At 36.2% G+C, this 24,046-nt stretch carries 23 protein-coding genes; 11 read left to right on the top strand and 12 right to left on the bottom strand.

Annotated elements, in window-relative coordinates; genetic code table 11:
- The 3 genes from ATE49_RS17090 to ATE49_RS17080 all read left to right on the top strand — a co-directional run bounded on the left by ATE49_RS17090 (nt 1) and on the right by ATE49_RS17080 (nt 4,084).
- Complete coding sequence (locus tag ATE49_RS17090) at nt 1–2,451, top strand: vWA domain-containing protein (protein ID WP_065083075.1); 2,451 nt, start codon at nt 1–3, stop codon at nt 2,449–2,451.
- A 64-nt stretch (nt 2,452–2,515) separates the two neighbouring features.
- On the top strand, nt 2,516–3,610 hold the full coding sequence (locus tag ATE49_RS17085; protein ID WP_065083074.1) for an acyltransferase family protein: 1,095 nt from the start codon (nt 2,516–2,518) through the stop codon (nt 3,608–3,610).
- Entirely contained in the window at nt 3,611–4,084 is a 474-nt protein-coding gene (locus tag ATE49_RS17080; protein ID WP_065083073.1) for an SRPBCC family protein, read from the top strand. It begins immediately after the preceding gene.
- A 2-nt stretch (nt 4,085–4,086) separates the two neighbouring features.
- On the opposite strand, the gene ATE49_RS17075 is transcribed toward ATE49_RS17080, so the two are convergent.
- Nucleotides 4,087–4,941, bottom strand: coding sequence for a DUF4846 domain-containing protein (locus tag ATE49_RS17075; RefSeq protein WP_260256195.1), 855 nt, complete (start codon nt 4,939–4,941; stop codon nt 4,087–4,089).
- A gap of 69 nt (nt 4,942–5,010) precedes the next feature.
- On the opposite strand from ATE49_RS17075, the gene miaE reads away from it, so the two are divergent.
- From miaE to uvrB, 6 genes are all read left to right on the top strand, one after another.
- The gene (gene miaE / locus ATE49_RS17070) at nt 5,011–5,589 is read left to right on the top strand and encodes a tRNA-(ms[2]io[6]A)-hydroxylase (RefSeq protein WP_065083071.1); all 579 of its coding nucleotides are present in this window, start codon (nt 5,011–5,013) and stop codon (nt 5,587–5,589) included.
- 3 nt (nt 5,590–5,592) lie between these two features.
- On the top strand, nt 5,593–6,210 hold the full coding sequence (locus ATE49_RS17065; protein ID WP_065083070.1) for a DUF502 domain-containing protein: 618 nt from the start codon (nt 5,593–5,595) through the stop codon (nt 6,208–6,210).
- A 129-nt stretch (nt 6,211–6,339) separates the two neighbouring features.
- Nucleotides 6,340–7,716 carry a tryptophanase gene (locus tag ATE49_RS17060; protein ID WP_065083069.1) on the top strand — a complete coding sequence of 459 codons (1,377 nt, stop codon included), beginning with the start codon at nt 6,340–6,342 and terminating at the stop codon, nt 7,714–7,716.
- Between the two features lie 97 nt (nt 7,717–7,813).
- A complete protein-coding gene (locus tag ATE49_RS17055; protein ID WP_065083068.1) occupies nt 7,814–8,200 on the top strand; it encodes a BlaI/MecI/CopY family transcriptional regulator in 387 nt (128 codons plus the stop codon).
- Nucleotides 8,193–9,686, top strand: coding sequence for a M56 family metallopeptidase (locus tag ATE49_RS17050; RefSeq protein WP_065083067.1), 1,494 nt, complete (start codon nt 8,193–8,195; stop codon nt 9,684–9,686). The genes ATE49_RS17055 and ATE49_RS17050 overlap by 8 nt, the downstream gene beginning before the upstream one ends.
- A 137-nt stretch (nt 9,687–9,823) precedes the next feature.
- Nucleotides 9,824–11,818 (top strand): excinuclease ABC subunit UvrB, encoded by a 1,995-nt coding sequence (gene uvrB / locus ATE49_RS17045; protein ID WP_065083066.1) that lies wholly within the window; start codon nt 9,824–9,826, stop codon nt 11,816–11,818.
- 32 nt (nt 11,819–11,850) lie between these two features.
- Here uvrB and ATE49_RS17040 read toward each other — a convergent pair whose 3' ends face one another.
- The 4 genes from ATE49_RS17040 to ATE49_RS17025 form a co-directional block, all read right to left on the bottom strand.
- The gene (locus ATE49_RS17040) at nt 11,851–12,072 is read right to left on the bottom strand and encodes a DUF3820 family protein (RefSeq protein WP_065083065.1); all 222 of its coding nucleotides are present in this window, start codon (nt 12,070–12,072) and stop codon (nt 11,851–11,853) included.
- A gap of 19 nt (nt 12,073–12,091) precedes the next feature.
- Complete coding sequence (locus ATE49_RS17035) at nt 12,092–13,162, bottom strand: AI-2E family transporter (protein ID WP_065083064.1); 1,071 nt, start codon at nt 13,160–13,162, stop codon at nt 12,092–12,094.
- A gap of 6 nt (nt 13,163–13,168) precedes the next feature.
- Nucleotides 13,169–13,915, bottom strand: coding sequence for a hypothetical protein (locus tag ATE49_RS17030; protein ID WP_065083063.1), 747 nt, complete (start codon nt 13,913–13,915; stop codon nt 13,169–13,171).
- A 71-nt stretch (nt 13,916–13,986) separates the two neighbouring features.
- On the bottom strand, nt 13,987–14,706 hold the full coding sequence (locus tag ATE49_RS17025) for a hypothetical protein (protein ID WP_233174258.1): 720 nt from the start codon (nt 14,704–14,706) through the stop codon (nt 13,987–13,989).
- Nucleotides 14,707–14,751: 45 nt separating this feature from the next.
- Between ATE49_RS17025 and ATE49_RS17020 the strand changes: the two genes are divergently transcribed.
- Nucleotides 14,752–15,732, top strand: a complete 981-nt coding sequence (locus ATE49_RS17020; RefSeq protein WP_065083061.1) for an aminodeoxychorismate synthase component I — start codon at nt 14,752–14,754, stop codon at nt 15,730–15,732.
- Entirely contained in the window at nt 15,716–16,336 is a 621-nt protein-coding gene (locus tag ATE49_RS17015; protein WP_065083060.1) for an aminotransferase class IV, read from the top strand. Before ATE49_RS17020 ends, ATE49_RS17015 begins: the two co-directional genes overlap by 17 nt.
- Here ATE49_RS17015 and menD read toward each other — a convergent pair.
- The 7 genes from menD to ATE49_RS16980 all read right to left on the bottom strand — a co-directional run bounded on the left by menD (nt 16,317) and on the right by ATE49_RS16980 (nt 24,035).
- Entirely contained in the window at nt 16,317–17,984 is a 1,668-nt protein-coding gene (menD, locus tag ATE49_RS17010) for a 2-succinyl-5-enolpyruvyl-6-hydroxy-3-cyclohexene-1-carboxylic-acid synthase (RefSeq protein ID WP_065083059.1), read from the bottom strand. The two genes, ATE49_RS17015 and menD, sit on opposite strands and share 20 nt — an antisense overlap.
- A gap of 61 nt (nt 17,985–18,045) precedes the next feature.
- A complete protein-coding gene (locus ATE49_RS17005; RefSeq protein WP_059156170.1) occupies nt 18,046–18,558 on the bottom strand; it encodes a GNAT family N-acetyltransferase in 513 nt (170 codons plus the stop codon).
- A 32-nt stretch (nt 18,559–18,590) separates the two neighbouring features.
- A complete protein-coding gene (locus ATE49_RS17000; protein WP_065083058.1) occupies nt 18,591–19,631 on the bottom strand; it encodes a PA0069 family radical SAM protein in 1,041 nt (346 codons plus the stop codon).
- A gap of 136 nt (nt 19,632–19,767) precedes the next feature.
- Complete coding sequence (locus ATE49_RS16995) at nt 19,768–19,950, bottom strand: hypothetical protein (protein ID WP_199161549.1); 183 nt, start codon at nt 19,948–19,950, stop codon at nt 19,768–19,770.
- A 152-nt stretch (nt 19,951–20,102) separates the two neighbouring features.
- Nucleotides 20,103–22,022 carry a glucosamine-6-phosphate deaminase gene (gene nagB / locus ATE49_RS16990; protein ID WP_065083057.1) on the bottom strand — a complete coding sequence of 640 codons (1,920 nt, stop codon included), beginning with the start codon at nt 22,020–22,022 and terminating at the stop codon, nt 20,103–20,105.
- Nucleotides 22,023–22,137: 115 nt separating this feature from the next.
- Entirely contained in the window at nt 22,138–23,490 is a 1,353-nt protein-coding gene (locus ATE49_RS16985) for a hypothetical protein (RefSeq protein WP_065083056.1), read from the bottom strand.
- Complete coding sequence (locus tag ATE49_RS16980) at nt 23,487–24,035, bottom strand: RNA polymerase sigma factor (protein ID WP_065083055.1); 549 nt, start codon at nt 24,033–24,035, stop codon at nt 23,487–23,489. Before ATE49_RS16980 ends, ATE49_RS16985 begins: the two co-directional genes overlap by 4 nt.
- Nucleotides 24,036–24,046: the final 11 nt, after the last annotated feature.

Raw genomic sequence — 24,046 nt, 5'->3', positions numbered from 1 at the left:
ATGAACCCACGAGATCCACTTAACGATATATTTAAAAAGTTAGACCATTCGGAATCTAACGACCTTTCTTCTAAAGAGAAGGTATGGGCTATGCTGGAAAACAAACTGGAACAGCCTGCTAAAAAAGAGACAAAAGAGTTTTCATTCAATCGGAAATGGCTTGCTGCAGCTGCAGTAATAATGCTTGCAGGAGTTACTTATCTGTTTGTCAAACCTACAGATAAACAAACACCGATAATGGCTAAGACTGAATCTGTAAACGTAGCAGACTCTCCCGTTGAAACACATACCCCGCCACAAAAAATTGTACAAAATGATATTACAACGGGCCAGATAGAAAAAATAAAAGAGGAGAAAAAGAAACTAAATGCTCCTAAAGATATTATTGCATATCAGGAACCTGCTAAAACAGAAGCTTATTATGCAGCACCTTCTCTTGGGACAAGCCCTTCTGCCAGCTATGCTCCGCCACCACCTCCAGCAACTACCGGAGCCGGAAAAAATGTAGAGCTTCCTCGCATGCGAGATGAAAGAAGAGAGATTAAAAGGCTTAGTAATGCAGATGGAACTAATAGTATGAATCTTCAGGGAAAAGTGGCTGGTCTTGCAATATCATCGGAAAACAATATGAAAGAAGTTGTTATTACCGGGTATTCAGCAAGAGCATATAAAAAAGTCGCTGCTGAAACAGGAGTAAATACAATTTCATCTGCAATGGGAATCAAGGGATCTCCAGGTAACATGAACAATGTTATTATCAGAGGAGTATCTACTCCTTCACAAACCAACAGCCCTTTATATGTAATGAATGATGAAGTTGTAAACAATAGCTATTTAAAAGTCCTGTCTCCCAACAATATTGAATCTATAAATGTGCTGAAAGGTGAAAATGCGACTGCATTATATGGCTCAAAAGCGGCAAATGGTGTAATTGTTATTACCACTAAAGATTTATCTAAACGGGAGCTAAGAAAAATAAAACGTAAAGCGAGGAAATTAGAAAAAGAAAATCCAATAATTACACTTCCTCAACCGAAAATTGAAGTTTCAAAAGAGGAGTATCCAGAATTCACAGAAAATAGTTTTGAGAACCCTGCAATAAATCCTCTTTCAACTTTCTCTGTTGATGTAGACAAAGCCGCTTATTCCAATATCAGAAGAATGATTAATTATGGACAGACTGTACCTAAAGACGCTGTAAGAATTGAAGAAATGATTAATTATTTCCCTTATAACTACTCTCAGCCAACGGATCAGCACCCTTTTTCTATCAGTACAGAATACAGTATTGCACCGTGGAATCCGAAGCATAAGCTTTTGAAAATAGGTTTACAGGGCAAAAATTTAGACATGGGTAAGGCTCCCAAATCTAATCTGGTTTTTCTGGTAGATGTTTCAGGCTCTATGAATCAGGAAAACAAATTACCTCTGCTCAAAAAATCATTGGCTCTCATGACAGAAAAGCTCAGCTCTGAGGATAAAGTATCCTTAGTAGCATATGCTGGTTCAGCAGGACTGGTTTTACCAGCTACTTACGGAAGTGATAAGAAAAAAATTCTTGAAGCTATTGACAGACTTTCTGCCGGAGGAAGTACCGCTGGTGGTGCAGGAATTCAGCTAGCCTATAAAATAGCAAGAGAAAACCTCATTAGAAATGGAAACAACAGAGTAGTAATTGCTACTGACGGAGATTTTAATGTTGGGGTTTCTTCCAGAAACGACCTTACAAGTCTTATTGAAGCAGAAAGAAAATCCGGAATTTTCCTAACCTGCCTGGGATATGGGATGGGCAATTATAAAGACACTACATTGGAAACCCTTGCAAAAGCAGGAAACGGAAACTACGCTTATATAGATAACCTGCAGGAAGCTAATAAGTTTTTAGTAAAGGAATTTGCCGGCACCATGTATACAATAGCCAAAGATGTAAAAATCCAGATAGAATTCAACCCACAAAATATACAGGCATACAGACTGATTGGTTATGAAAACAGATTGCTGAAAGATGAAGACTTTGTGAATGACGCTATAGATGCAGGAGAAATCGGTGCAGGACATCAGGTTACTGCTCTCTATGAAATTATACCTGCAGGTACAGAAGATGAATTTTCTCCAAAGAATATAAATCTGAAATATTCCAAAAAAACAGAAACAGACAACAATTTTGGAAAAGAATTGGCAACCATAAAATTCCGATATAAAAAACCTGACGGAGACAAAAGTATTGAGATCATTAAAAATATTGACAATAAAAATGTTGCTCTAAGCAATACTTCCGATGATTTCAGATTTGCTGCTGATGTAGCATGGTTCGGAATGAAATTACGTGATTCCCAATACCTGAAAAATAAAGAAACAAAAAGTATCTTAAATCTCGGAAAATCAGCTATAAAATATGATCCGGACGGCTACCGGAATGAATTCCTAAAACTAGTAGAATTAGTTAAATAATGCTGCAGCCGCTTAAAAAGTTTTAAGCGGCTGTTTTATTTTCTATTTTTGAAAAAAGAAATTCATGAAGCGAGATCTCTATATTGACTTTGCCAAAGGACTGGCTACACTTAGTATTATTTTTATTCATACCGCATTCTGGTCCGGCCAATTTTATATCCCCAGTGAATTCAGATTATTAAGTCTTCTGATAGATGTTCCTATTTTCTTTGCATTAAGTGGGATTACATCTTCCGGCAATATAGAGAAAACACTTTATCGCTTACTAAAGTTACAGATTACTTATATGATCTTTGTGACCGGATTATTTTTTGCAGACTGGATATTCAAAGCGGGTGTCATAAACTTTTGGGATACAGATACACTAAAAAGCTTTTATTCTACTTTCGGTGGAAAGTATGTTCCTCAGAATCCTTCTACAGCGATCAACTGGGCACAATTAGGCAACTGGTATCTGCACAGCTATAGCAACTGCGATACATTTCCGGTTGTCATGGGCAGCTTCTGGTACCTTAAGGTATATTATATTGTTACTGTTTTAGGTGTGCTAATTCTTCGCTTCTTCAAACAGCATATCCCTTGGTTTATCGCTCTTTGTGTAGTACTTACTCTTATTTTCAATATTGATCTCAACAATTATCCTTCCGGACAGGTTGGTTATGTTGTGTATTATTTAGGTGTATTTCTTATAGGATTTTTGTTAAAAGGAAAAACTATAAAAAAGACTTACATTCCTGTTTTATATGCACTAGCAGTGATAAGTATTATTACAATCGGCTACATCTATGGACCAAATATTTATTATAAAATCAACAAACAGAAATTCCCGCCACAGATACCTTATATTGTTTGGTCTTTGCTCTCTCTGATTACTGTTTTTGTTTTGTACAACCGATTAAAAATTACAAAAGATACCTTCATCAATAATATTGGCCGGAATGCCATATTTTTCTATTTTGCACAGGGGATCAGTTCATCTCTGGTTTACTTTATTGTTGTTCCTCTAAAAGGGAATATCCATTGGGCAATACTGATGGTTCTTGTATATGTAATCAATGTTATTCTGGCAATTCTTATTGCAGAAATACTGAAAAAAGCAGATACTTTAGGCTGGAAAATTCTGGAAAAACTGAGGAAATTAACTGCAAAAAAGGTCTAAATGCCGGTAATAGAATTAAAAACCTATATAAATGCTGATATTCATTTAGTCTTTGATTTATCGAGAAGCATTGATCTGCATTCTATTTCAACAGCCAAAACTAATGAAAAAGCTATTGCCGGGGCCACTTCTGGTTTAATAAACAATGGTGAAACGGTTACATGGCAGGCAACACACTTTGGTATCCGACAGACTTTAACATCAAAAATAACAGCATTTGATCTGCCTTTTCATTTTCGGGATGAGATGTTAAAAGGTGCCTTTAAATACATCAAACATGATCATTATTTTGAGAAAACAAATACCGGAACACTAATGACCGATATTTTCAGATTTGATTCTCCTTTTGGTATTTTAGGTAAGATATTTAATAAACTTATTCTAACCCATTACCTAAGGCAGTTCCTATCAGAAAGAAATCAAGTTATAAAAGATTTCGCTGAGAGTGACAAATGGAAACAGATTCTAAAATAAATCTATTCAAATCTTTTTATAACCGCATTTTGGAAAGTATATCTCGGTGTTTCAATAATAGCCCCAGGTTTAATATTAAACCATGGATTTCCATTTACGGAAAGAATATGAATAGTCTGTGCCGGAGTAAAGCCTTCAATCAAAGCATATCTTTTGTCCTTCCCTTTTGAGATTTTATCTGCAATCATTACCGTATGCCCAGGACTTCCAGGCGTGATGATTAAGTCTCCAATATTCAGCTCAGTATTGCTTTGTCCGTCTTTTAATTCTTTAGAAAGTGATATTGTCCCCGCATAATTATAGATAATATCAAGATATTGACGAAAATCGGAATAGGAATTCAGCATATTTTCCGGAGCTCTTTTTATGAATTTCACACTATTTCCGTTAATTAGTGGGCGGATGCCCTCTGTATAACTTTTCCATGAAAAGTGATCACCACTGGTAAAATTAAACCCTATTTCACTATATCTTTTTTGGCCAAAAAGGTATTCAGCCCGGAGTCTTATTAAAGCATCTGCACATTGCTGGAGATCTTTTTCTCCAACATCATACTTCAGAGTTCCAACATGATGTATCTGATCCGATATTCTCGTTCCGTCATACCTCAGAATCGGGCTACCATATTTTTCCAGTGCCTGATTCTGAATAAAATGCTGCCACGTATTTTCATTCGTTATTTCCCGGGTAAAGCCCTTTGGGAGCAAAAGTCTTTCTTTCAGGGTATTGGCATTTTCATCAACATAACGTTCCTGAATTTCAGAATCATTCTTTGTCGATACTTTTGCAGACAAATTTTCATTCTTCTGACAGGAAGAGAGTATTGCAAAGGCTCCTAATAAAAATGCTGTTTTCATAGAACTCATTTTACCAAATATAACTGATTTCATCCTCCAAATTCTTAATTTTGTGAAAAATTATAATTCATGTTCAGGCTAAAATTACCAACCGATCCACGCTGGGCAAATATTGCTGAAGGTAATCTCGGAGAAATATTAACCGACCATGCATGGTGCGAGCAGAAGGCTGCAACCAATGCCATTACCCTTATTACGCTGCTTCCAGAATATCCGGAAATAGTAACAGAACTATTGGCTATTGCTCAGGAAGAGCTGGATCACTTCAATCAGGTACATGAAATTATCAAACAAAGAGGTTATACATTAGGCAGACCCCGCAAAGACGATTATGTAAATGATCTTTTTAAATTTATTGTTCAGGGAACCCGTGAGGAGCTTATTATAGACAAAATGTTATTTGCTGCCATGATTGAAGCACGAAGCTGCGAGCGTTTCAAAGTGCTGACAGAAAATATAAAAGATGAGGAACTAAAAGTTTTTTATAACGATTTAATGATTTCTGAGGCCAATCATTACACAACTTTCATTAAATTCGCAAGACAATTGGGTGATTCTGAAAAAGTAAACCAACGCTGGGAAGAATGGCTTGAATATGAGGCCAAAATAATCCAGTCTTACGGAAAAAAAGAAACCATCCACGGCTAATTAATGGAAAAAAGAGGAATCAATTATTATATAGGTTTATGCTTTAGATCGCTGCTACAGGGCTTAGTGATCCTTGGACCTATTGGTGCCACCATTGGATTGATCTGGTATCTTGTTTCCTCCATCGATAATATTATCCCCTCCATTTCCGAGAGATTCCCCGGACTTGTATTCATTTCTGTTATTATCATCACTGCACTTGTAGGTTTTATAGGCACCAAGTTCTTACTGGGACGTATCCTTGTAGATGCTATGGATAATTTGTTGGAACATACTCCCGGGATTAAATACATCTATTCTTCCCTAAAGGATGTAATGAGCTCCTTTGTCGGGGATAAAAAGAAATTCAGTAACCCGGTATGGGTAAAAACCAACAATAACCCGGAAGTATGGCGTATCGGTTTCCTTACGCAACACGATTTATCACCTGTAGGTTTGAGCGGAAAAATTGCCGTTTACCTTCCCCATTCATATGCAATTTCTGGCTGGGTAATCCTTACCGAACCCGATAATGTTCGGGAAGTTGAAGGTATGAATTCTGTAGAAGCCATGAAATTTGCCGTTAGTGGCGGTGTATCAGGCTTCCATTCTGACGAAAATATATTTAAGGCTCCGGAATGATGCTTTAGAAAATTGTGAGTCTGTTGTTTTTTGTATAAGTATTACAAAAACAGCATTTTGCCTTCCATAGTATTTGAAAGGCTTTGTTTACAATTTCTAAAATTCTTTTCAATCTTAAATATTATCAACATGAAACTTCCTTATGCTGAACCTTATCGTATAAAAATGACAGAAGAAATCCGCCAATCTGCTCCTGAGGAGAGAGCGGAATGGATTAAAAACAGTCATTATAATTTGTTTAACCTAAAAAGCTCACAGGTTTTTATAGACCTGTTAACGGATAGTGGTACAGGCGCTATGTCCGACAAGCAATGGGCGGCATTGATGACCGGAGATGAAAGTTATGCCGGTTCCCGTTCTTTTGAGCAGCTTTATAATACCGTTAATAAACTTACCGGATTCAAACATCTTTTACCAACTCACCAGGGGCGTGCTGCAGAAAATGTTCTTTTTTCTGTTTTGGTAAAAGAAGGTCATATTATTCCGGGAAATTCACACTTCGACACCACCAAAGGCCATATCGAATTTCGTAAAGCCCATGCAATAGACTGTACAATTGACGAAGCTTTTGACATTAATAACCTTTATCCTTTCAAGGGGAATATTGATCTCAATAAACTGGAAAAAGTTTACCAGGAATATGGTAAGGAAAAAATACCGTTTTGCCTTATTACCATTACCTGTAATTCATCTGGGGGCCAACCTGTTTCTATGGAAAACATAAAAGCTGTTCGGGAATTGTCCAATCAATATGGCATTCCGGTATTCTTTGACTCGGCGAGGTTTGCAGAAAATGCTTATTTTATTAAGAAAAGAGAAACCGCATATCAAGATAAAAGCATTAAAGAAATAGTAAAAGAATTGTACTCTTATGGGGATGGGATGACCATGTCTTCCAAAAAAGACGGACTCGTAAATATCGGTGGCTTTATTGCTCTTAATGATGACGAAATATTTCAGAAAGCTTCAAATTTCACAATTATTTATGAAGGCTTTATTACTTATGGTGGAATGGCAGGCCGTGATATGGCTGCTCTTGCTCAGGGGCTGGATGAAGCAACAGAGTTTACCTATCTTGAAAGCAGAATTTCTCAGGTTGAATATCTCGGAAACAAGCTCATTGGGTACGGAATCCCAATTCAGAGACCAATTGGCGGGCATGCTGTTTTTATAGATGCTCTTTCCTTTCTTCCTAATGTTCCGAGGGCTGAATTTCCTGCACAGACCCTCGCTATAGAATTGTATAAAGAAGCCGGTATTCGTGGTGTAGAAATAGGAACCTTATTAGCAGACAGAGATCCTGAAACCAGAGAAAACCGTTATCCAAAAATGGAACTCCTCAGACTGGCTATTCCAAGAAAAACATATACCAACAATCACATGGATTATATTGCCGCAGCGCTTAAAAATGTTTTTGAACGAAGAAATGAGATTACAAAAGGTTATAAAATTACCTGGGAACCTGATATTTTAAGGCACTTTACAGTTCATCTCACTGAAGCATAATATTTTAAACTCATCCTAAAAAGATGAGTTTTTTTATTTTTCATTTGGAATATTAAAAATAAATTCTACATTTGTAGAGCAACTAAAAATAAAAACAATGTCGAAGATAAAATTAACTGAAGCTGAGCAATTTATAATGGAGGTTATCTGGTCTAAAGAAAAAGCTTTTATGAAAGATATTATGGAAGCTTATGATGATCCTAAGCCAGCTAGCACAACTTTAGCTACCGTACTGAAACGTATGCAGGACAAAAACCTGATAGGATACGAAACAGTTGGAAACTCGCGACAGTATTATTCTCTGGTGAAAAAGGAACAGTACTTTAGTGGAGAAATGCAAAGCATGATGAAAAAGTTCTTCAACAACTCAGTCTCTCAGTTCGCTTCTTACTTTACGGCGAATGCTAAGCTTAGCAAAAAGCAGCTAAAAGAACTGCGTGATATGATAGATCTGGAAATAGAGAAAAAACAAAAAGATGGATAGCTCCAAAATTATTCTGCTTTTAGGGATTTCATTCCTATGCTGGCTTATTTATAAGTTCGTATTGGCGGATCATAAACTATTTGTATTCAACAGATTCTTTCTTTTAGGAGCTGTTGTTATTAGCCTTGTTATACCGTTTATACAAATTGATATTGCCCGGGAAAGTAATCCTGTTTCCCGAACTGTAAACATTTACTATATCCAGGAAGTTATTATTGGTAAAGCCCCACAATCTTCATTCAATTGGTATAAAACGGTTACTTATGGTTATATCATAATAACTGCCTTTTTTATTATTCGTTTTCTACTAGGCATACTTCAAATTGCCTACAGGGTCTATAAAAACAAAAAGAAAACTGTTGATAATATCCATTATATACTACTCGACAATAATCAAATTCCATATTGCTTTCTCAATTATATATTTGTTCCCGGAGAAGATTTTCTTCACAAAAACATCGAATCTGAAATATTACAGCATGAGCAGGCTCATCTTTTTCAGAAGCATACATTAGACATTATATTTATTCAGCTGGTATTGGCATTTGCATGGTTCAACCCTTTTTTCTGGCTTATTAAACAATCTATTACTGCCAATCATGAATTTCTGGCAGACGAGCATACGCTTCGTTTGTCTAAAGATATACAGCATTACCGCAAATTGATTATATCAAAAACAATGGCGCCATATCATAACCAGTTTGCAAGTAACTTCAATTTTTTACTCACTAAAAAACGTTTCATTATGATGACAAAGCAAACATCCAAAAACAAAGTACGCTTTTTAAAATTATCCGGCGCTACTTTATTGATAGCCGCTACTGCATTTGGAATAAGTATGAATGCAAAAGAAAAAGAGTCTATAACAACCTCCCTTACGGCTAAACTAGATCAAATTACAGACACTACTCTGTCGTTAGCCTCTGCAAAGTCCGATACCACAAAACAGGAACGGAAAGCTATTATTTCAAAAAAAATAGAGGAACTTAACGCCGAAACAGCCACAAAACGGGCAGAAATTATCAAGAAGTACAATAAGTCTGGGGAATTAAAAAATTCAGATTTCCCTCCCACTCCCCCAGTACCTCCTACACCTCCAGCAGCACCACCCGCTCCTCCAATTCCACCAGACCCTATGGCAAAATTAATTCCCATAAGTCCCTCAGAAAAAGTAGACAGGGAAGCAACATTCTCTGAAGGTATTGAAGGCTTCCGGAATTTGTTCGTTCAGACTTTTGATAACAGTAAAGTTGATGGCAAAGGGACTCTTAAATCCACAGCATCATATATTATCGATCAGAACGGAGATGTAAAAGATATAGTTACAACAGGTTCTAATGAAAGCCTCAATGCAGAAATAAAAAGAACTATTGCAACAATTGTTGCAAAGAAAAAATGGATTCCGGCTCAGCTAAATGGCAAAAATGTAGTTTCACGTTACCGCTTTCCTATAACCATGAATTTTGAAGAAATTAAAAAGTTATAGAAAATTTAATACAACAAAAGCTCTGCCCTTTCCAGAGCTTTTGCTTCTTAAATACATTAACAGACCTATTGTGCAGACTACAGAAACTTATGTAATATTCTTCCCTATTTCGTATTTTTGTAAGGAATACCTGTCTCATGAATTTCCAGATACAATCAGAATACAAACCTACCGGCGACCAGCCCCAGGCAATTGATAAACTTTCCAAAGGCCTTTTACTAGGCGAAAAATACCAAACCCTATTAGGGGTTACCGGATCCGGTAAAACCTTTACAATTGCCAATGTTGTACAGGAAATACAAAAACCAACATTGGTACTGGCACATAATAAAACTCTGGCAGCTCAGCTTTTCATGGAGTTCAAAGAGTTCTTTCCGGACAATGCTGTAGAATACTTTGTAAGTTATTATGACTACTATCAGCCAGAAGCCTTTATTCCTACTACCAATACTTATATTGAAAAAGACTTGAGTATTAATGAGGAAGTAGAAAAACTGCGTCTTTCTGCAACAGCTTCATTGCTTTCCGGAAGACGGGATGTACTGATTGTTGCATCTGTTTCATGTATTTATGGTATTGGTAACCCTACGGAGTTCCATAAATCGGTGATTTCCTTAGATGTTGAAGTCCCGATATCCAGAACCAAGCTATTGCATACACTGGTAAGCTCTTTATATTCCAGAAGTGTAAACGAATTTATTCGGGGAACATTCCGGGTAAAAGGAGATGTTATCGATGTCTATCCTGCTTATGCAGATAGCGCTATCCGTATACAATTCTTTGGAGATCAGATCGAAAAAATTCAGAGTTTTGATCCTGTTTCCGGAAATGTAACTTCTAACTTCGATAAAATTAATATCTACCCTGCCAATTTGTTTGTAACCTCTCCTGAAACAATGCAGAATGCTATTAAGGAAATTCAGGATGATCTGGTAAAACAAGTTGATTTTTTCCAGGAAATCGGAAAACCTTATGAAGCGAAAAGACTAGAGGAACGAACAGAACTTGACCTGGAAATGATAAAAGAATTAGGCTATTGTTCCGGAATAGAAAACTATTCCCGATATATGGACGGAAGAGAAGCCGGATCAAGATCTTTCTGCCTTTTAGATTATTTCCCAGAAGATTATCTGATGGTTATCGATGAAAGCCACGTTACGGTACCACAGGTCCATGCTATGTATGGTGGTGACAGAAGCAGGAAAGAAGTTTTGGTAGAGCACGGTTTCCGTCTACCGGCAGCAATGGACAACCGACCTTTGAAGTTTGAAGAGTTTGAAATGTTGCAAAATCAGGTAATCTACGTAAGCGCAACTCCTGCAGATTATGAATTACAGAAAACAGGAGGTGAATATGTAGAACAGATTATTCGTCCTACAGGCCTATTAGATCCTGTTATTGAGATAAAACCTACTCAGAATCAGATTGATGATTTAATTGAAGAAATCCAGAAAAGAACTGAAGAAGATGAACGTGTATTGGTGACAACGCTGACAAAAAAAATGGCAGAAGAACTAACCAAATATTTTACGCGTTTTGGAATCCGTACACGCTACATACACTCCGATGTGGAAACTTTGGAAAGAATACAGATTATGCAGGATCTCCGGGCCGGATTATTCGATGTTTTAGTCGGTGTTAACCTTCTTAGAGAGGGATTAGACCTTCCTGAAGTTTCGTTAGTGGCAATTTTGGACGCTGATAAAGAGGGAATGTTACGTTCCAGAAGATCTCTAATACAGACCATTGGTCGTGCAGCCCGTAACCTTAACGGGAAAGCGATTATGTATGCAGATAAAATTACCAAAAGCATGCAGGCTGCTATTGATGAAACCAGCTATCGTCGTGAAAAGCAGATGAATTATAACAAAGAGCATGGTCAAGAGCCACAGGCACTGAATAAAAAGATTAGTGAGTCTTTGGTAAGACGTAATCCTGACTTCCCGGATCAAAAATATATTCAGAAAGAAATATTACAGAAAGTTGCCGAAGTACAGGCTAATTATTCATCCGATGAGATTGAGAAAATTGTTGCTAAAAAGCAAAAGGAAATGGAGCTTGCTGCCAAAAACTTAGACTTCATTGCTGCAGCAAAGCTACGTGATGAAATAGCCGCTTTAAAAGGCTCATAAATAAAATAAAACCTGCCAAATGGCAGGTTTTATCATTTCTGTACTTGTCGTTTGATTTCTGTCAGAAGATATTCAAGTCCGTTTAATTTAATCTCATAAATAGTAGAAAGCATCATTCCCAGCTTTCCCGGGGGCATTCCCTCTCTTTGAAACCATTCCAGATAACTTACAGGAAGATCTGCAATAATTGCGTCTTTATATTTTCCAAACGGCATTTTCTGGGTTACAATATCTTTTAAGATTTCCGGATTCATTTATTCGTTTTAATTTTTATCATTCGTCTTTTTCTAAAAGCAACTCGTCATCAGGTGGATTGTTTTTCCGGCCTAAAAACTCATCTTTATATACCTGCATGAGCAATATCGTTACCGAAACCAGAATTGGCCCAAAAATAAGCCCTAAAAAGCCAAATATATTCATCCCGGCTATAATTCCGAATACAGTATTTAGCGGGTGTATATCTTCGAGTTTTTTCAGCAGCGTAAATCTCAGCAAATTATCGATAAGCCCAACAACAACCAGACAGTATATTGCCAATCCTATTCCCGCTCCTGTTTGTCCTTCTGCAATCATAAATATGCATATAGGTACATATACAATCGCAGCCCCTACAATAGGAATCATGGAGGTCACAAATGTGAGTGCAAATAACAATATCGGACTGGGTGCTCCAAAGATAATATAACCAATAAGGCCGGCTATTCCCTGTCCCAACGCTACGACAGGAATACCTATAGCATTTGCAATTACCATTTTGCGGATCTTCTCTCCTAATAAGAAGTTGTTGGATTTTTTGAAAGGCGCTGCACTTTCCAGGAGACGCTCGAATTTCCGTGGAGAAATCAACATAAAATACAAAACAAAATACATGGAAGCAATAACTGTTAATGCATTGAATGTTGTATTCAGTAATGACGTTGAAAGTCTTCCGGCCGTATCTTTCAGTTTATTGATATTTTCTTTACTCAATAGGTCAATACCTACTTCTTTAAAAACAAAATCATGAATTTTATCGATAAAAACATTGAACTTCTGCATATAAGCCTGAGCATTTCCAAGCTTGTCAATAAGGACATCTATAATAAGGTAAACAGGAAGAATCAGAATTAGTAATGTTGCAACAATAATTACTATAGCTGCCAAAGAAGGTTTCCATTTCTTTTCTTCAATCAGATATAATAAATATTTCCTTGAGATAATATACAATGTAATCGCTCCCAGAAGCGAGGGTATAAACATTGATAAATTATAACATATAAGCCCTGCCAATATGATAATAATACTGATAAGGGCAATTTGCTTGATTGCTACTTCGCTAATCGGTTTATCCTGTTTTATCTGCATTCAGAATTATGTTGTATGAGTCAGTTGTTTTGGTACTCCATTGTAAGCTACATAAGCAGAATACATACTTGCATAATAGAATGATGCTGTTGCGATGACTCCGATACAACAAGCAACAATTCCAAGGACAGATATAATATAAGTTACTAAATTTAACAGTATAAATGCTCCGTAATTATTTTTCACAATTTCAAATGATTTTTTAATTGCGTCAATAGCACCTTTATTTTCAAAGAATAAAATTGGATAACCTAAGAAAAAGAAAGGCATAATAAAAATCGTAGGGATATAATACAGATAATTATTACAAATTCCGGATATGATTGTAACGATTAAGCTAAACAGCATAATATTCACTGTATTCTGTTTGTACCCAATAAACAAATCTGAAAAATCTAATACCTGTCCGGAATTCTTTTTATGCATTATGTAGATAACTCCTACAATAAGAGGAGAAGCAAGAATAAAGAATAAAAACGAGCCTCCCAGCCACCACATAATAGGGCCACTGCTATACATGTCTTCATAGATCCTAGAGTTAAATCCTGGTCCCGCTGTCCGGCTCATTTCCCTAATTTCAGACCATCCTCCGGTAATAAGAGCAAGCAAACAGGAAACGGCAATAAGTAATATTGTCAATACTATAGCATAGCCTATAATCCCTTTATAAAGGTTAAAAGCATGGGATAATATATCACCGAAATCTCTCTGCGGTTGTTTTGCAGAGCTATCAAATTCTTCAAATTCAGACATAATAAATTAAGATTTGTTGTTTATACCAAATATATTAACTTATTATGATTTATGGGTAAATTGAAATAAAATTAATGGCTCTCAGGAAATATCTTTTGATAATAAGCGTATAAAACAGCATTCCAGAAAGGAAATGTTAATAGTATGCCGACTCCGCATAATGCGGCTCCAATATAGCTTCCAAATACTGCCAGTAACACTGCTGTTAAGCAGCCAACAATATTTTTTCCAACTGCCTGAAAACTTAGCTTTAGCGATTCCTGAATATTCAGATTATTGAAAAACATTAAAGGTCCAACAAACAAGGTTAATAGAACCCAGACAGGAGCAAGAAATAAGGTCATTTTAGAGATGTAATAAATACCACCCCAGAATAAAGCGTAGCCAATATATTTAAAGAAGCTACTTCCCTCAAAGCCAACAAATAAATCTCCTACAGAGATTTCTTCGGCTTTATCCATTTTCCGGTAAATATTAAAAAGTCCCAGATTCAGAGGAAATAGAAGCGCTGTAATAGCAACAATCCACAGTGTAACATATCTGAAGTTTTCGGAAGCAATAATTTCCATATACTTTTCCCTTGCAAGATCCTGATCTGTATTAAAGTATGCTGAAAGATCATGTATTTGTTCCATTACTCCATAATAACTGAATAGAAAGAACGTTAATCCTAAATAAACGGCAAAATAACAGATAGAAAACAAAACCTGAAACATGATTGTTTTACTCCAGTATTCAAAAGCTTTTCCGGGGATTTCAGAAAAGGAAATTACTTCTCGCGGCTGCATCATTAAATTTTGCGCAAAATTACACATCTTCTTCCGTACTTTTGCATCATGAAAGCAATAAATGCGAAAGAATTTTCTGAAATGGATAAACTTTCCGAAAAAGGAGAGCCTTTTATTTTTATTATTGATTTTTTAAAGCAAAATATTCTGCTTTTTACAGAAGAAGAACTGAATAAAAATCCTGATATTTTGGTTCATTTTCAGGATTACAGAAATTATACTCCAGAAACCTCTTTTAACAAAAAAATACATCTGCAGTCCTTCCCGGAAACATTTGAATCCTACAAAAAAGGCTTCGATCTTGTTATGGAAAATCTGCAGTTAGGTAATTCTTACCTGATTAATTATACCCGGAAAACAAAAATAGAAACCAATCTTACACTCCGGGATATTTTTTACCACTCTGAGGCTAAATATAAAATATGTTATAAGAATAATTGGGTATTCTTCTCACCTGAAGTTTTTGTAAAAATTAAAAATCAGAGGATTTCTACATTTCCAATGAAAGGAACCATCGATGCTGACATTCCGGATGCAGAAAATATTCTGAAAAATGATCCGAAAGAAAAAGCAGAACATTATACAGTTGTTGATTTACTTCGTAATGATCTGAGTATGGTTGCAAATAATGTAAAATTAGTTGATTTCCAAAGAATTGACTATCTTAAGACTTTGAAAAAGAATCTATATACCATGAGCTCTGAAATTGAAGGAACTATAAAACCTTCTTTTCAGAACAAAGTTGGCAGTATCATGCAAAAATTGCTTCCTGCAGGCTCCATTCTTGGAGCTCCGAAGGACAAAACACAGGAAGTGATATTAAAAAGTGAAAGCTATGACAGAGGATTTTATACTGGTGTCTGCGGCTATTTTGATGGTAAAGATCTGGATTCTGGTGTTATGATTCGTTTTATAGAAAATGAGGATAACCAGTTTTATTTTAAAAGTGGCGGCGGAATTACGCATCAAAGTGATGCTTCTGCAGAATATCAGGAAATGATTAACAAAATATATGTTCCGGTTTATTGAAACTATACGCGTAGAGGATTCTCAGATTTTCCTTCCTGATCTCCATCAGGAAAGGATGGATCGTGTATTTTTCCATTATGGAAAAGAAAATCCTTATCTGCTTAAAGAGTATTTTCTGCAACAAAATCATGATGAACATGGCCTTTACAAATGGCGCATTGTGTATGATCTTAATGGCGGTATACACTGCCAGATGATACCTTATGCTGTTGAGATTCATAATAATTTTGAGCTGGTCAACGGAAATCATTTAGAGTATTCATTTAAATACGAAAACAGGGATGAGATCAATAAACTAAAAGCTTCTGCAGATGCAGAAGCCGTAATATTTTATCAAAACGGAATGATAACCGATACCTCATATTCTAATCTTATTTTCAGAAAAGACAATGAATGGTACACCCCCGAAACTTTTTTACTTAATGGTGTTATGCGTCAGCATTTATTAAAATCCGGAAAAATAAAAACCTTAGAAATAGGTTTAAAAAACATTAAAGAGTTTTCTCATTTCCAAATGATTAACGCCATGATTCCGTTCAATACTCAGGAATATCCTATTGCATTGATTCAGAATCTTTTTAGTATTAAAACTTTAGAAATTTAAAGTAGTCTTTCTGTACATCTGCATTATCTTCGCTTCTGGTATTAATCTCCAGAATTTTAGGCTGTGCACTAGGCTTAAAGAAGTTTTCCAGCGATCTGTAGAATTCATCTTTTGTTTCAATCTGGAAGTAGTCGAACTTAAAATGTTTTGCAAGATTAGAAGCATTCATTTTATGGCTTGTCGCAATATATTCTCCTATTGCGTTTGTGTCTCCTGGCCCTGGGATAATACGGAAAATATTGCCCTCACCGTTATTTACAATAATGATTCTTGTATAAGGTGGAATGTATTTGTTCCACAAGCCATTTATGTCATAGAAGAAGCTTAGATCTCCGGTAATAAGAACAGCCGGGTTATCATTCATCATGGCAAACCCCATAGTTGTGGAAGTACAGCCATCTATCCCACTTGTTCCCCTGTTACAGTAAACTTCATGTTTTTCAGAGAAGTTAAATAGCAATGTATAACGAATAGCTGAACTGTTGGATACATGTACACTGTAGTTTTCCGGAATACTCTCTGCAAGGTCTCTAAATACCATAAAATCTGAGAAAGGCACTTGTTGTGAATACTCTTCATGTCTGGCGTCCTTTTTATCTCTTCTGGCATCCCAAAGGTTATAATAAGCCTGAGGTTCCAGATTGACTTTCTTTACCAATTGCGAGAAAAATACTTCATGATCCGAATAAATCTTTTCTGTTAGTGCAAAATAGGTATCGGGCTGCCAATAAGGATCTACATGCCAATGACGTGCAGGATTAGCTTTTCTGAGGAAAATCTTTACTTTTTTGGACACTACATTTTGTCCGACTGTAATCAATAAATCAGGAGCATATTTCTTAAAATCCTCTTCTGTAAAATCAAATATATAGCGGTCTATATGGTTGAAAAACTTGGAATGATACTGATTAGAGGTACTTTCTGTAAGTACAACTGCAGAATGATTCTTTACCAATTGCTCTAACAATACATTAAGTTCCGGAGACGGATCTAATGTTCCCAATAAAATCAATATTCTTTTGCTGGTATTCCATTCAGCAATAACATTTGAAGGTATCTCATATGTATTTTCCTGGATGTGCTTTTCTATTTCCGGCATAGGCATCAGCTCCGTTACCATTTCATACAATGGTTCCATAAGAGGTATATTGATATGGACAGGCCCTTGCTTCTCCAGACAAAGCTCAACAGCTTTTTTTACTGTTTCAAAATTGTATTCGTCTGCATCTGTTTCCTGATCTTCTTTCATCTGGAAATCTCCGTATGAATGCTGATGGAAAAGATCCTTCTGACGAATCGTCTGTCCATCAAAAATATCCACATAATTTTCCGGTCTGTCCGCAGTCAGAATCAGTAATGGTATATTCTGATAAAATGCTTCTACAATTGCCGGATAATAATTAGTTGCAGCAGATCCGCTGGTACATGAAACGGCTACTGGTTTATGCATACTTTTAGCCATCCCCATTGCTACGAATGCCGCAGATCTTTCATCTACAATACTGTAACAGTGGAAATCATCTTCTGAAAAATGTATAGTAATAGGCGCATTCCTGGAGCCCGGTGACAATACAATATGATCAATCCCGTATTGTTTCAGGATATGTGCTAAAATCTGAATACTGCGTTTAGAGGAATACTGCTTCATGAAATTAATTTGGATAAAAACCAGAATACAAAACTAAAGAAAAAGGCTTAGCCTTCAAAGCTTAAGCCGTTAATACTTTTTCGAAAGCTTTACGGGCACTTTCACGGAAAACGACCTCTCCGCAATAAACATATCCTAATTTTTCAAGAATAGCCAGCATAGCAAGGTTATCGAAATTGGTATCTACCTTTATACTGTAAACCTTTTTAGATCTGGCAAAGTCATCCAGAGTACCAAAGAATTTTTTTACAATTCCTTTTCCTGCTGCTTTTTCGGAAACGGCAACTCTATGAACAACCATAAAATCACCATTAGTAAGCCATTCTCCCTTTATATTTTCATAGGCAGGTTCGTCATTGAAAATTAAAGCAGCATAAGTAATTACTTCATCATTTAGTGTCAGAACATATCCCTGGCCTTTTGCAATATCATTTTCAACAGTCTGTAAATTTGGATAACCATCCTGCCACTGATTGCTTCCGTCATTTTTTCTTCTTTCAATAGCCTGCTGAAGGATTCCCCAGATAATATCTTTGTCTTTTTCTTCCGCCTGTCTGAATGTGATTTCTTCCATATTCTACTTTAATGTCTGTGCTAACAAATATACTAAAACAACCGGAGTTGCTGGTCTTTTGTTCCTGTAAAATTGCTTGTATCCAATACGATTCTCTCCCTTCCGGCAAAAAATTTTCTCTTTCCAAGTTTTACTGTATTATGAATCATTTCTGCAATATTTCCTTCCCCTTCATAGCGGTTATAAAATCTCTTTTCACCCAGATTTCCGCCCCGCATAGAACGTATAAGATTGAGAACTTTATCTTTCCGATCTGGAAAATATGTTTCAATCCATTTTACAAATACAGGCTCTACAGTATCATTAAGCCTCACTAATGTATAACCTGCAGACAGTGCCCCTGCTTCAGATGTCACTTTCATTATACTGAGTATCTCATCACTGTTCAGCCCCGGAATAATTGGGGCAACCATTATGTGTACCGGAATTCCATTTTTAGTAAGCTCTTCTACCGCACGTATTTTATTCTTTGACGAAGACGTCCGCGGCTCCATTACCCTTCTTAAATCTTCATTAATTGTAGGAATACTCAAAGCCACAGAAACAAGGTTTTGTTCTGCTAAAGGCTTTAAAATATCAATATCCCGAAGTACTAAAGCATTCTTGGTAATAATATTGACAGGATGTCTGTAATCCAGGAACAGTTGCAATAGTTTTCTGGTAATCTCCAGCTTACGTTCTACAGGCTGATAACAATCTGTATTACCGGATACTAAAATAGGCTTTGGCTGATATCCTCTTTTTTTTAAAAATTTTTCAAGCAATTCCGGAGCATTTTTCTTAAACATGATACTTCTCTCAAAATCTACTCCGGCACTATATCCCCAATATTCATGTGTAGGCCTTGCAAAGCAGTAAGAACAGCCATGTTCGCATCCCTGATAAGGGTTTAGAGAATACTCCATAGGCAGATCCGGACTTTTAACCTGGTTGACTATTGTTTTCGGAAATACTTCTGTAAAATTGGTTTTTCTCAGATCTGCATCTTCGTCCTCAGAATCAAACGAGTACCGATCGAATCTGTTATGTACATTCTGCTGAGCGCCCTGCCCTTTTACGGGATCTATTGCCATTACAATTTTGTATTTCTGTGTACGAATTTAGATCAAACATTCTGAAAACATATTCAGTTATTACCGATAGTTTTCCACAAAAAAAGCTTTAACCGATGGTTAAAGCTTTCTGCTATAATATGAATAAGTTTATTTACTACAAATATGCATTAAGTTCCACACTATCAGCTTCATCATTCTTTTGCGAGTTACGATCTGTAAGATAATCATAATAGTCATCGTGATCATGTTTAGAAACCAATTTACGTAGCCCAAAAACTCCTAATACTGTTACTAATCCAACAGCACTCGCTAATAAAACTCCAATACTCTTGTTCATTTTCATTGTAATTTAAGTGGTATAAATACTGCAAATAGTGTTCCTTTCGGGAAAATGTGTCTATTAATATTCTGTTAAATTACGCATAAATGTTTATTTAAACAAAAAAGGACGGAAAAATCCGTCCTTTATATTGATTCATTATCAGTTATTTAAAACTTATATCTTACAAAAGCTTCAATTGCTTCATATTCAGCTAAACCTAAGTTGTTATACAACTGTGCTGTCTCACTTGTTCTGTCCTCTGCTCTTACCCAGAACTCACGGGCATCGTCACCAGGGAAAACAGGTAAGTCTTTCTGTGACTGATGTTTGAATATTGCTAATCTTTTCTTGTAAACTTCTTGTGGAGAAAGAGGTACTGCCATTTCGATCTCATGGATCGGGAATTCATGCCATGCACCACGGTACATCCATAACCAACAGTCTTTTGTCCACTCATCTGTTTCTTTTAGCCTTTTTAGGGCCTCTAAAATAATATCGAAGCACACTTTATGGGTTCCATGTGGATCTTCAAAATCTCCTGCTGCAAAAACCTGATGAGGCTTTACTTTTCTCAGTAGCTCGATTGTTTGCTGGATATCATCTTCATACGAACTGCTTTTATCAAACTTTCTTCTGTCATAGAACGGAAGATCCTGGAAGTGGATTTGATCTTCATTTAGCCCCACAAAACGAGCTCCGGCAATTGCTTCTCCTTTTCTAATCAGGAACTTAACTTTTCTTATAAATTCTGTATCTGTTTGGTTTGGCTTTTTCTGGTCGAAAATCTCTACATTATCTTTGTAGATGTTTTTTACTTTCTGATCGTCAAAACCAACCAGTTTAGAGAAATCTTCAGCAAATTCTAAATATCTCAGTACATCATCATCCCAAACAGCTGCATTTCCGGAAGTCTGGTATGCTACATGGACATTATGTCCCTGGTCTGCCAGCTTAATGAATGTTCCTCCCATAGAAATTACATCATCATCAGGATGCGGAGAGAATAACAATACATTTTTCTTCGCTGGATTTGCTCTTTCCGGTCTCTGAGAATCATCTACATTAGGTTTTCCACCTGGCCATCCGGTAATAGTATGCTGTAATTCGTTAAAGATCTTAATATTCATGTTATAAGCCGGACCTTTTTCGGTAATCAGCTTATCCATACCATGAGTATTATAATCGTCGTCAGTAAGTTTAAGAATTGGCTTGCCTAATTTCTGAGACAACCATACAACAGCTTTTTTAGTAATTACATCATCCCACTCAATATCCTGAGCCAACCAAGGCTTATCAAATCTTGTTAATAACGATGCTGCATCTTCATCAACAATAAACTCCACGTTTTGTGAAAGTTGCAGATAAGTTGCCGGAATATCAGAAGACACCTCTCCTTCGACAGCTTTTTTAATAATCGGAGCTTTTTTCTTATTCCAAGCCATTAGAATAATCTCTCTGGCTTTGAATATAGATCCAACCCCCATTGTGATTGCTTTCTTCGGAACGTTTTCCTTTCCTCCAAAATCTCTGGATGCATCTTTACGTGTAAGATCGTCCAGTGTCACCATTCTTGTTCCCGAATTTGGTGCTGCTCCTGGTTCGTTGAAACCAATATGTCCGGTACGACCGATCCCAAGAACCTGGATATCTAAACCTCCGAAAGCGTTGATCTTTTGTTCATATTCTTTACAGAACTCTGCAACTTCTTCTTCTTTAATACTACCATCAGGAATATGAATATTCTCTTTTGGTACATCAACATGATTGAAAAGGTTTTCATTCATGAAAGTTACATAACTCTGGGGTTCGTTTGGCAGCATTGGATAATACTCGTCCAAATTGAAGGTAACAACGTTGTTAAAACTTAGCCCTTCTTCTTTATGAAGTCTTACCAATTCCTGATAAACTTTTATTGGTGTAACACCTGTCGCTAAGCCTAGCACTGCTTTCTCGCCTTTAACTTGTTTATCTTTAATTAACTGTGCTATTCTGCTCGCAACAGTTTTTGTTGCTTCTGTTTCTGAAGAATAGACCGTTACTGGAATTTTTTCAAATCTGGTCTCTTCTAATAGATTTAATCTTTGCATGTTTATTTTGTTTTTTCAAAAATACTGAATGTAAACTTGAAATCCAATCAAAAAGGGGCTGGTATATAGCCAAACCCCCATCTGAATAAAAAAAGAAATTAAAATTAATATTATGTTAAAATGAAAAAGTAACTCCGGTACTCACTCCTATTATATAAGGTTTCGTATCATTTACTTTATTCATTGGTTTTATCATGTATTTAAATGTTGGTTCTACATTCAGTTTCATTTTTTTAGAAACTTCATAGTCAATTTTAATCCCGGCATTCGCACTGAAACTCAAATCATTCAGGTTAGTTGCTGTTCCTAGATCCTGTTTTACAGAAGATCCTGGCGTAACTGCTGAAATGCTATTATGGGTTAGTACATATGAGCTTGCTCCAAGTGTTGCATTAAAGCCTAATTTATTAAGTTGGGCAAAATTGATCTCTGCTTCCAAAGGAATCTCTACATATCGGATTTTCTGAGCAATATCTCCCTGTAAATAGCTTTTTGCAAAAGCTCCGTCTGCCTGTAAGTTGGACACAGGTTCGATGCTCCCTACTCTGAGATCTCCGGAATAAGAAATATTATGAGCAGGAGGAATAGGTGCAAGCTGATACAACATTGCTCCTCCTCTTCCACCGGAAACACTTACGGAAATAGGAACATTCTTTGTTCTTTGTTCTATATCCATCATTCCGGCTCCTGTTCTGATCTTTATTTTGTCATTTATTGCGTAGCTTACTCGTGCTCCATAGGACATGTTTACAGAGTTCTGAATGTCCAGGTTATTGAAATCATTGGACAGTAAAGATTTGCCTCCGAAAGAATTTACCTGTGTAGGTGCAAAAAACGCAGAGATAGAAAATTTATCTCCACTACTTTGAGAGCCTTTATTTGATTGCTGTAATATTTTGTTTCTTCCCGTAAGAAGATCAGACGCATTATTTTTATCTGGAAAAATCTGCTCGTATTTATTCTCTGTTTTATTTCCGTTCTTATCCTGTTGTACTATTGTTGTCTTTTCATTTCCTTCCTTATTCGTAGCAGTTTCATTTTTATACTGAGAAATAAGCTCTTTATTTGTCTCTGAGATATCAGAAGCTTTATCTTTTGGTATAAAAACATTTTTAGTCCAGGCTATAACATTATCCTTCATACCGGAAATATAATCTACTCCACTACTTTCCTGTATTATTTCATTCGTACTATCTTTCTCTGTTTCAACAGTATTAGATTTCTGAGGTTGAGTTTGTTTAACAAGTCTTGTCTCCTGTTTCTTTTCTGAAGAATCTTCATTCGATTTAAAAATAAAAACACCAATTAGAAACATTGCAGCAATTCCGGAAACAGGAAGCCATATATAGGCCGCAGATTTTCGTCGTTTCTCTCCATTCAGTGCAGACTGAATAAAATCCCATGCTTCAGCCGGCGGATTCTGCGGCTGGCTAAGCTGGTCTTTAAATATTTTGTCTATATTTTTCATTCTGCTCTGCGTTTTATTTTCATCAATTCTTTTCTAAGAATCTCTCTTGCTCTGGATAGATTGGACTTGGATGTTCCGGGGGATATTTTTAAGCTTTCTGCAATTTCGTTATGTGTATATTCTTCAAAAACATAAAGGTTAAAAACCTGCCTATACTGTGTTGGCAGGTTTTGAACATATTTTATAAGATCCTGATAATTAACGTTCTGGAAATCATTTGGATCATTATCTTCTTCATCTATAAGAGGCATATTTTCCTCTATTTCAGTTAACCAGATTTCTTTCTGCCTGTGTTTTTCAAGATTTAGGTTAACCATCACACGTTTTATCCAGCCTTCAAAGGAGCCAGAAAAGCTATACTGTGTGATTTTTTTAAAAATAAGGATAAAGCCTTCCTGAAACACATCCTGCGCATTTTCATAATTGCCGGAATACCTCAGACATATTGAGAACAAAACATTAGAATACCTCCGATACAAAAGTTCTTGTGCTTTCCTATCGTTTTCTTGGCACCGTTCAATAATCTCAATTAGTTCTTTATCCAAAGAAATTAAGT

It is taken from the genome of Elizabethkingia miricola, from assembly GCF_001675285.1.
Lineage (GTDB): Bacteria > Bacteroidota > Bacteroidia > Flavobacteriales > Weeksellaceae > Elizabethkingia > Elizabethkingia miricola.
Note: the sequence above shows the minus strand (reverse complement) of the source record. Positions and strands in the feature narration are given on the sequence as shown.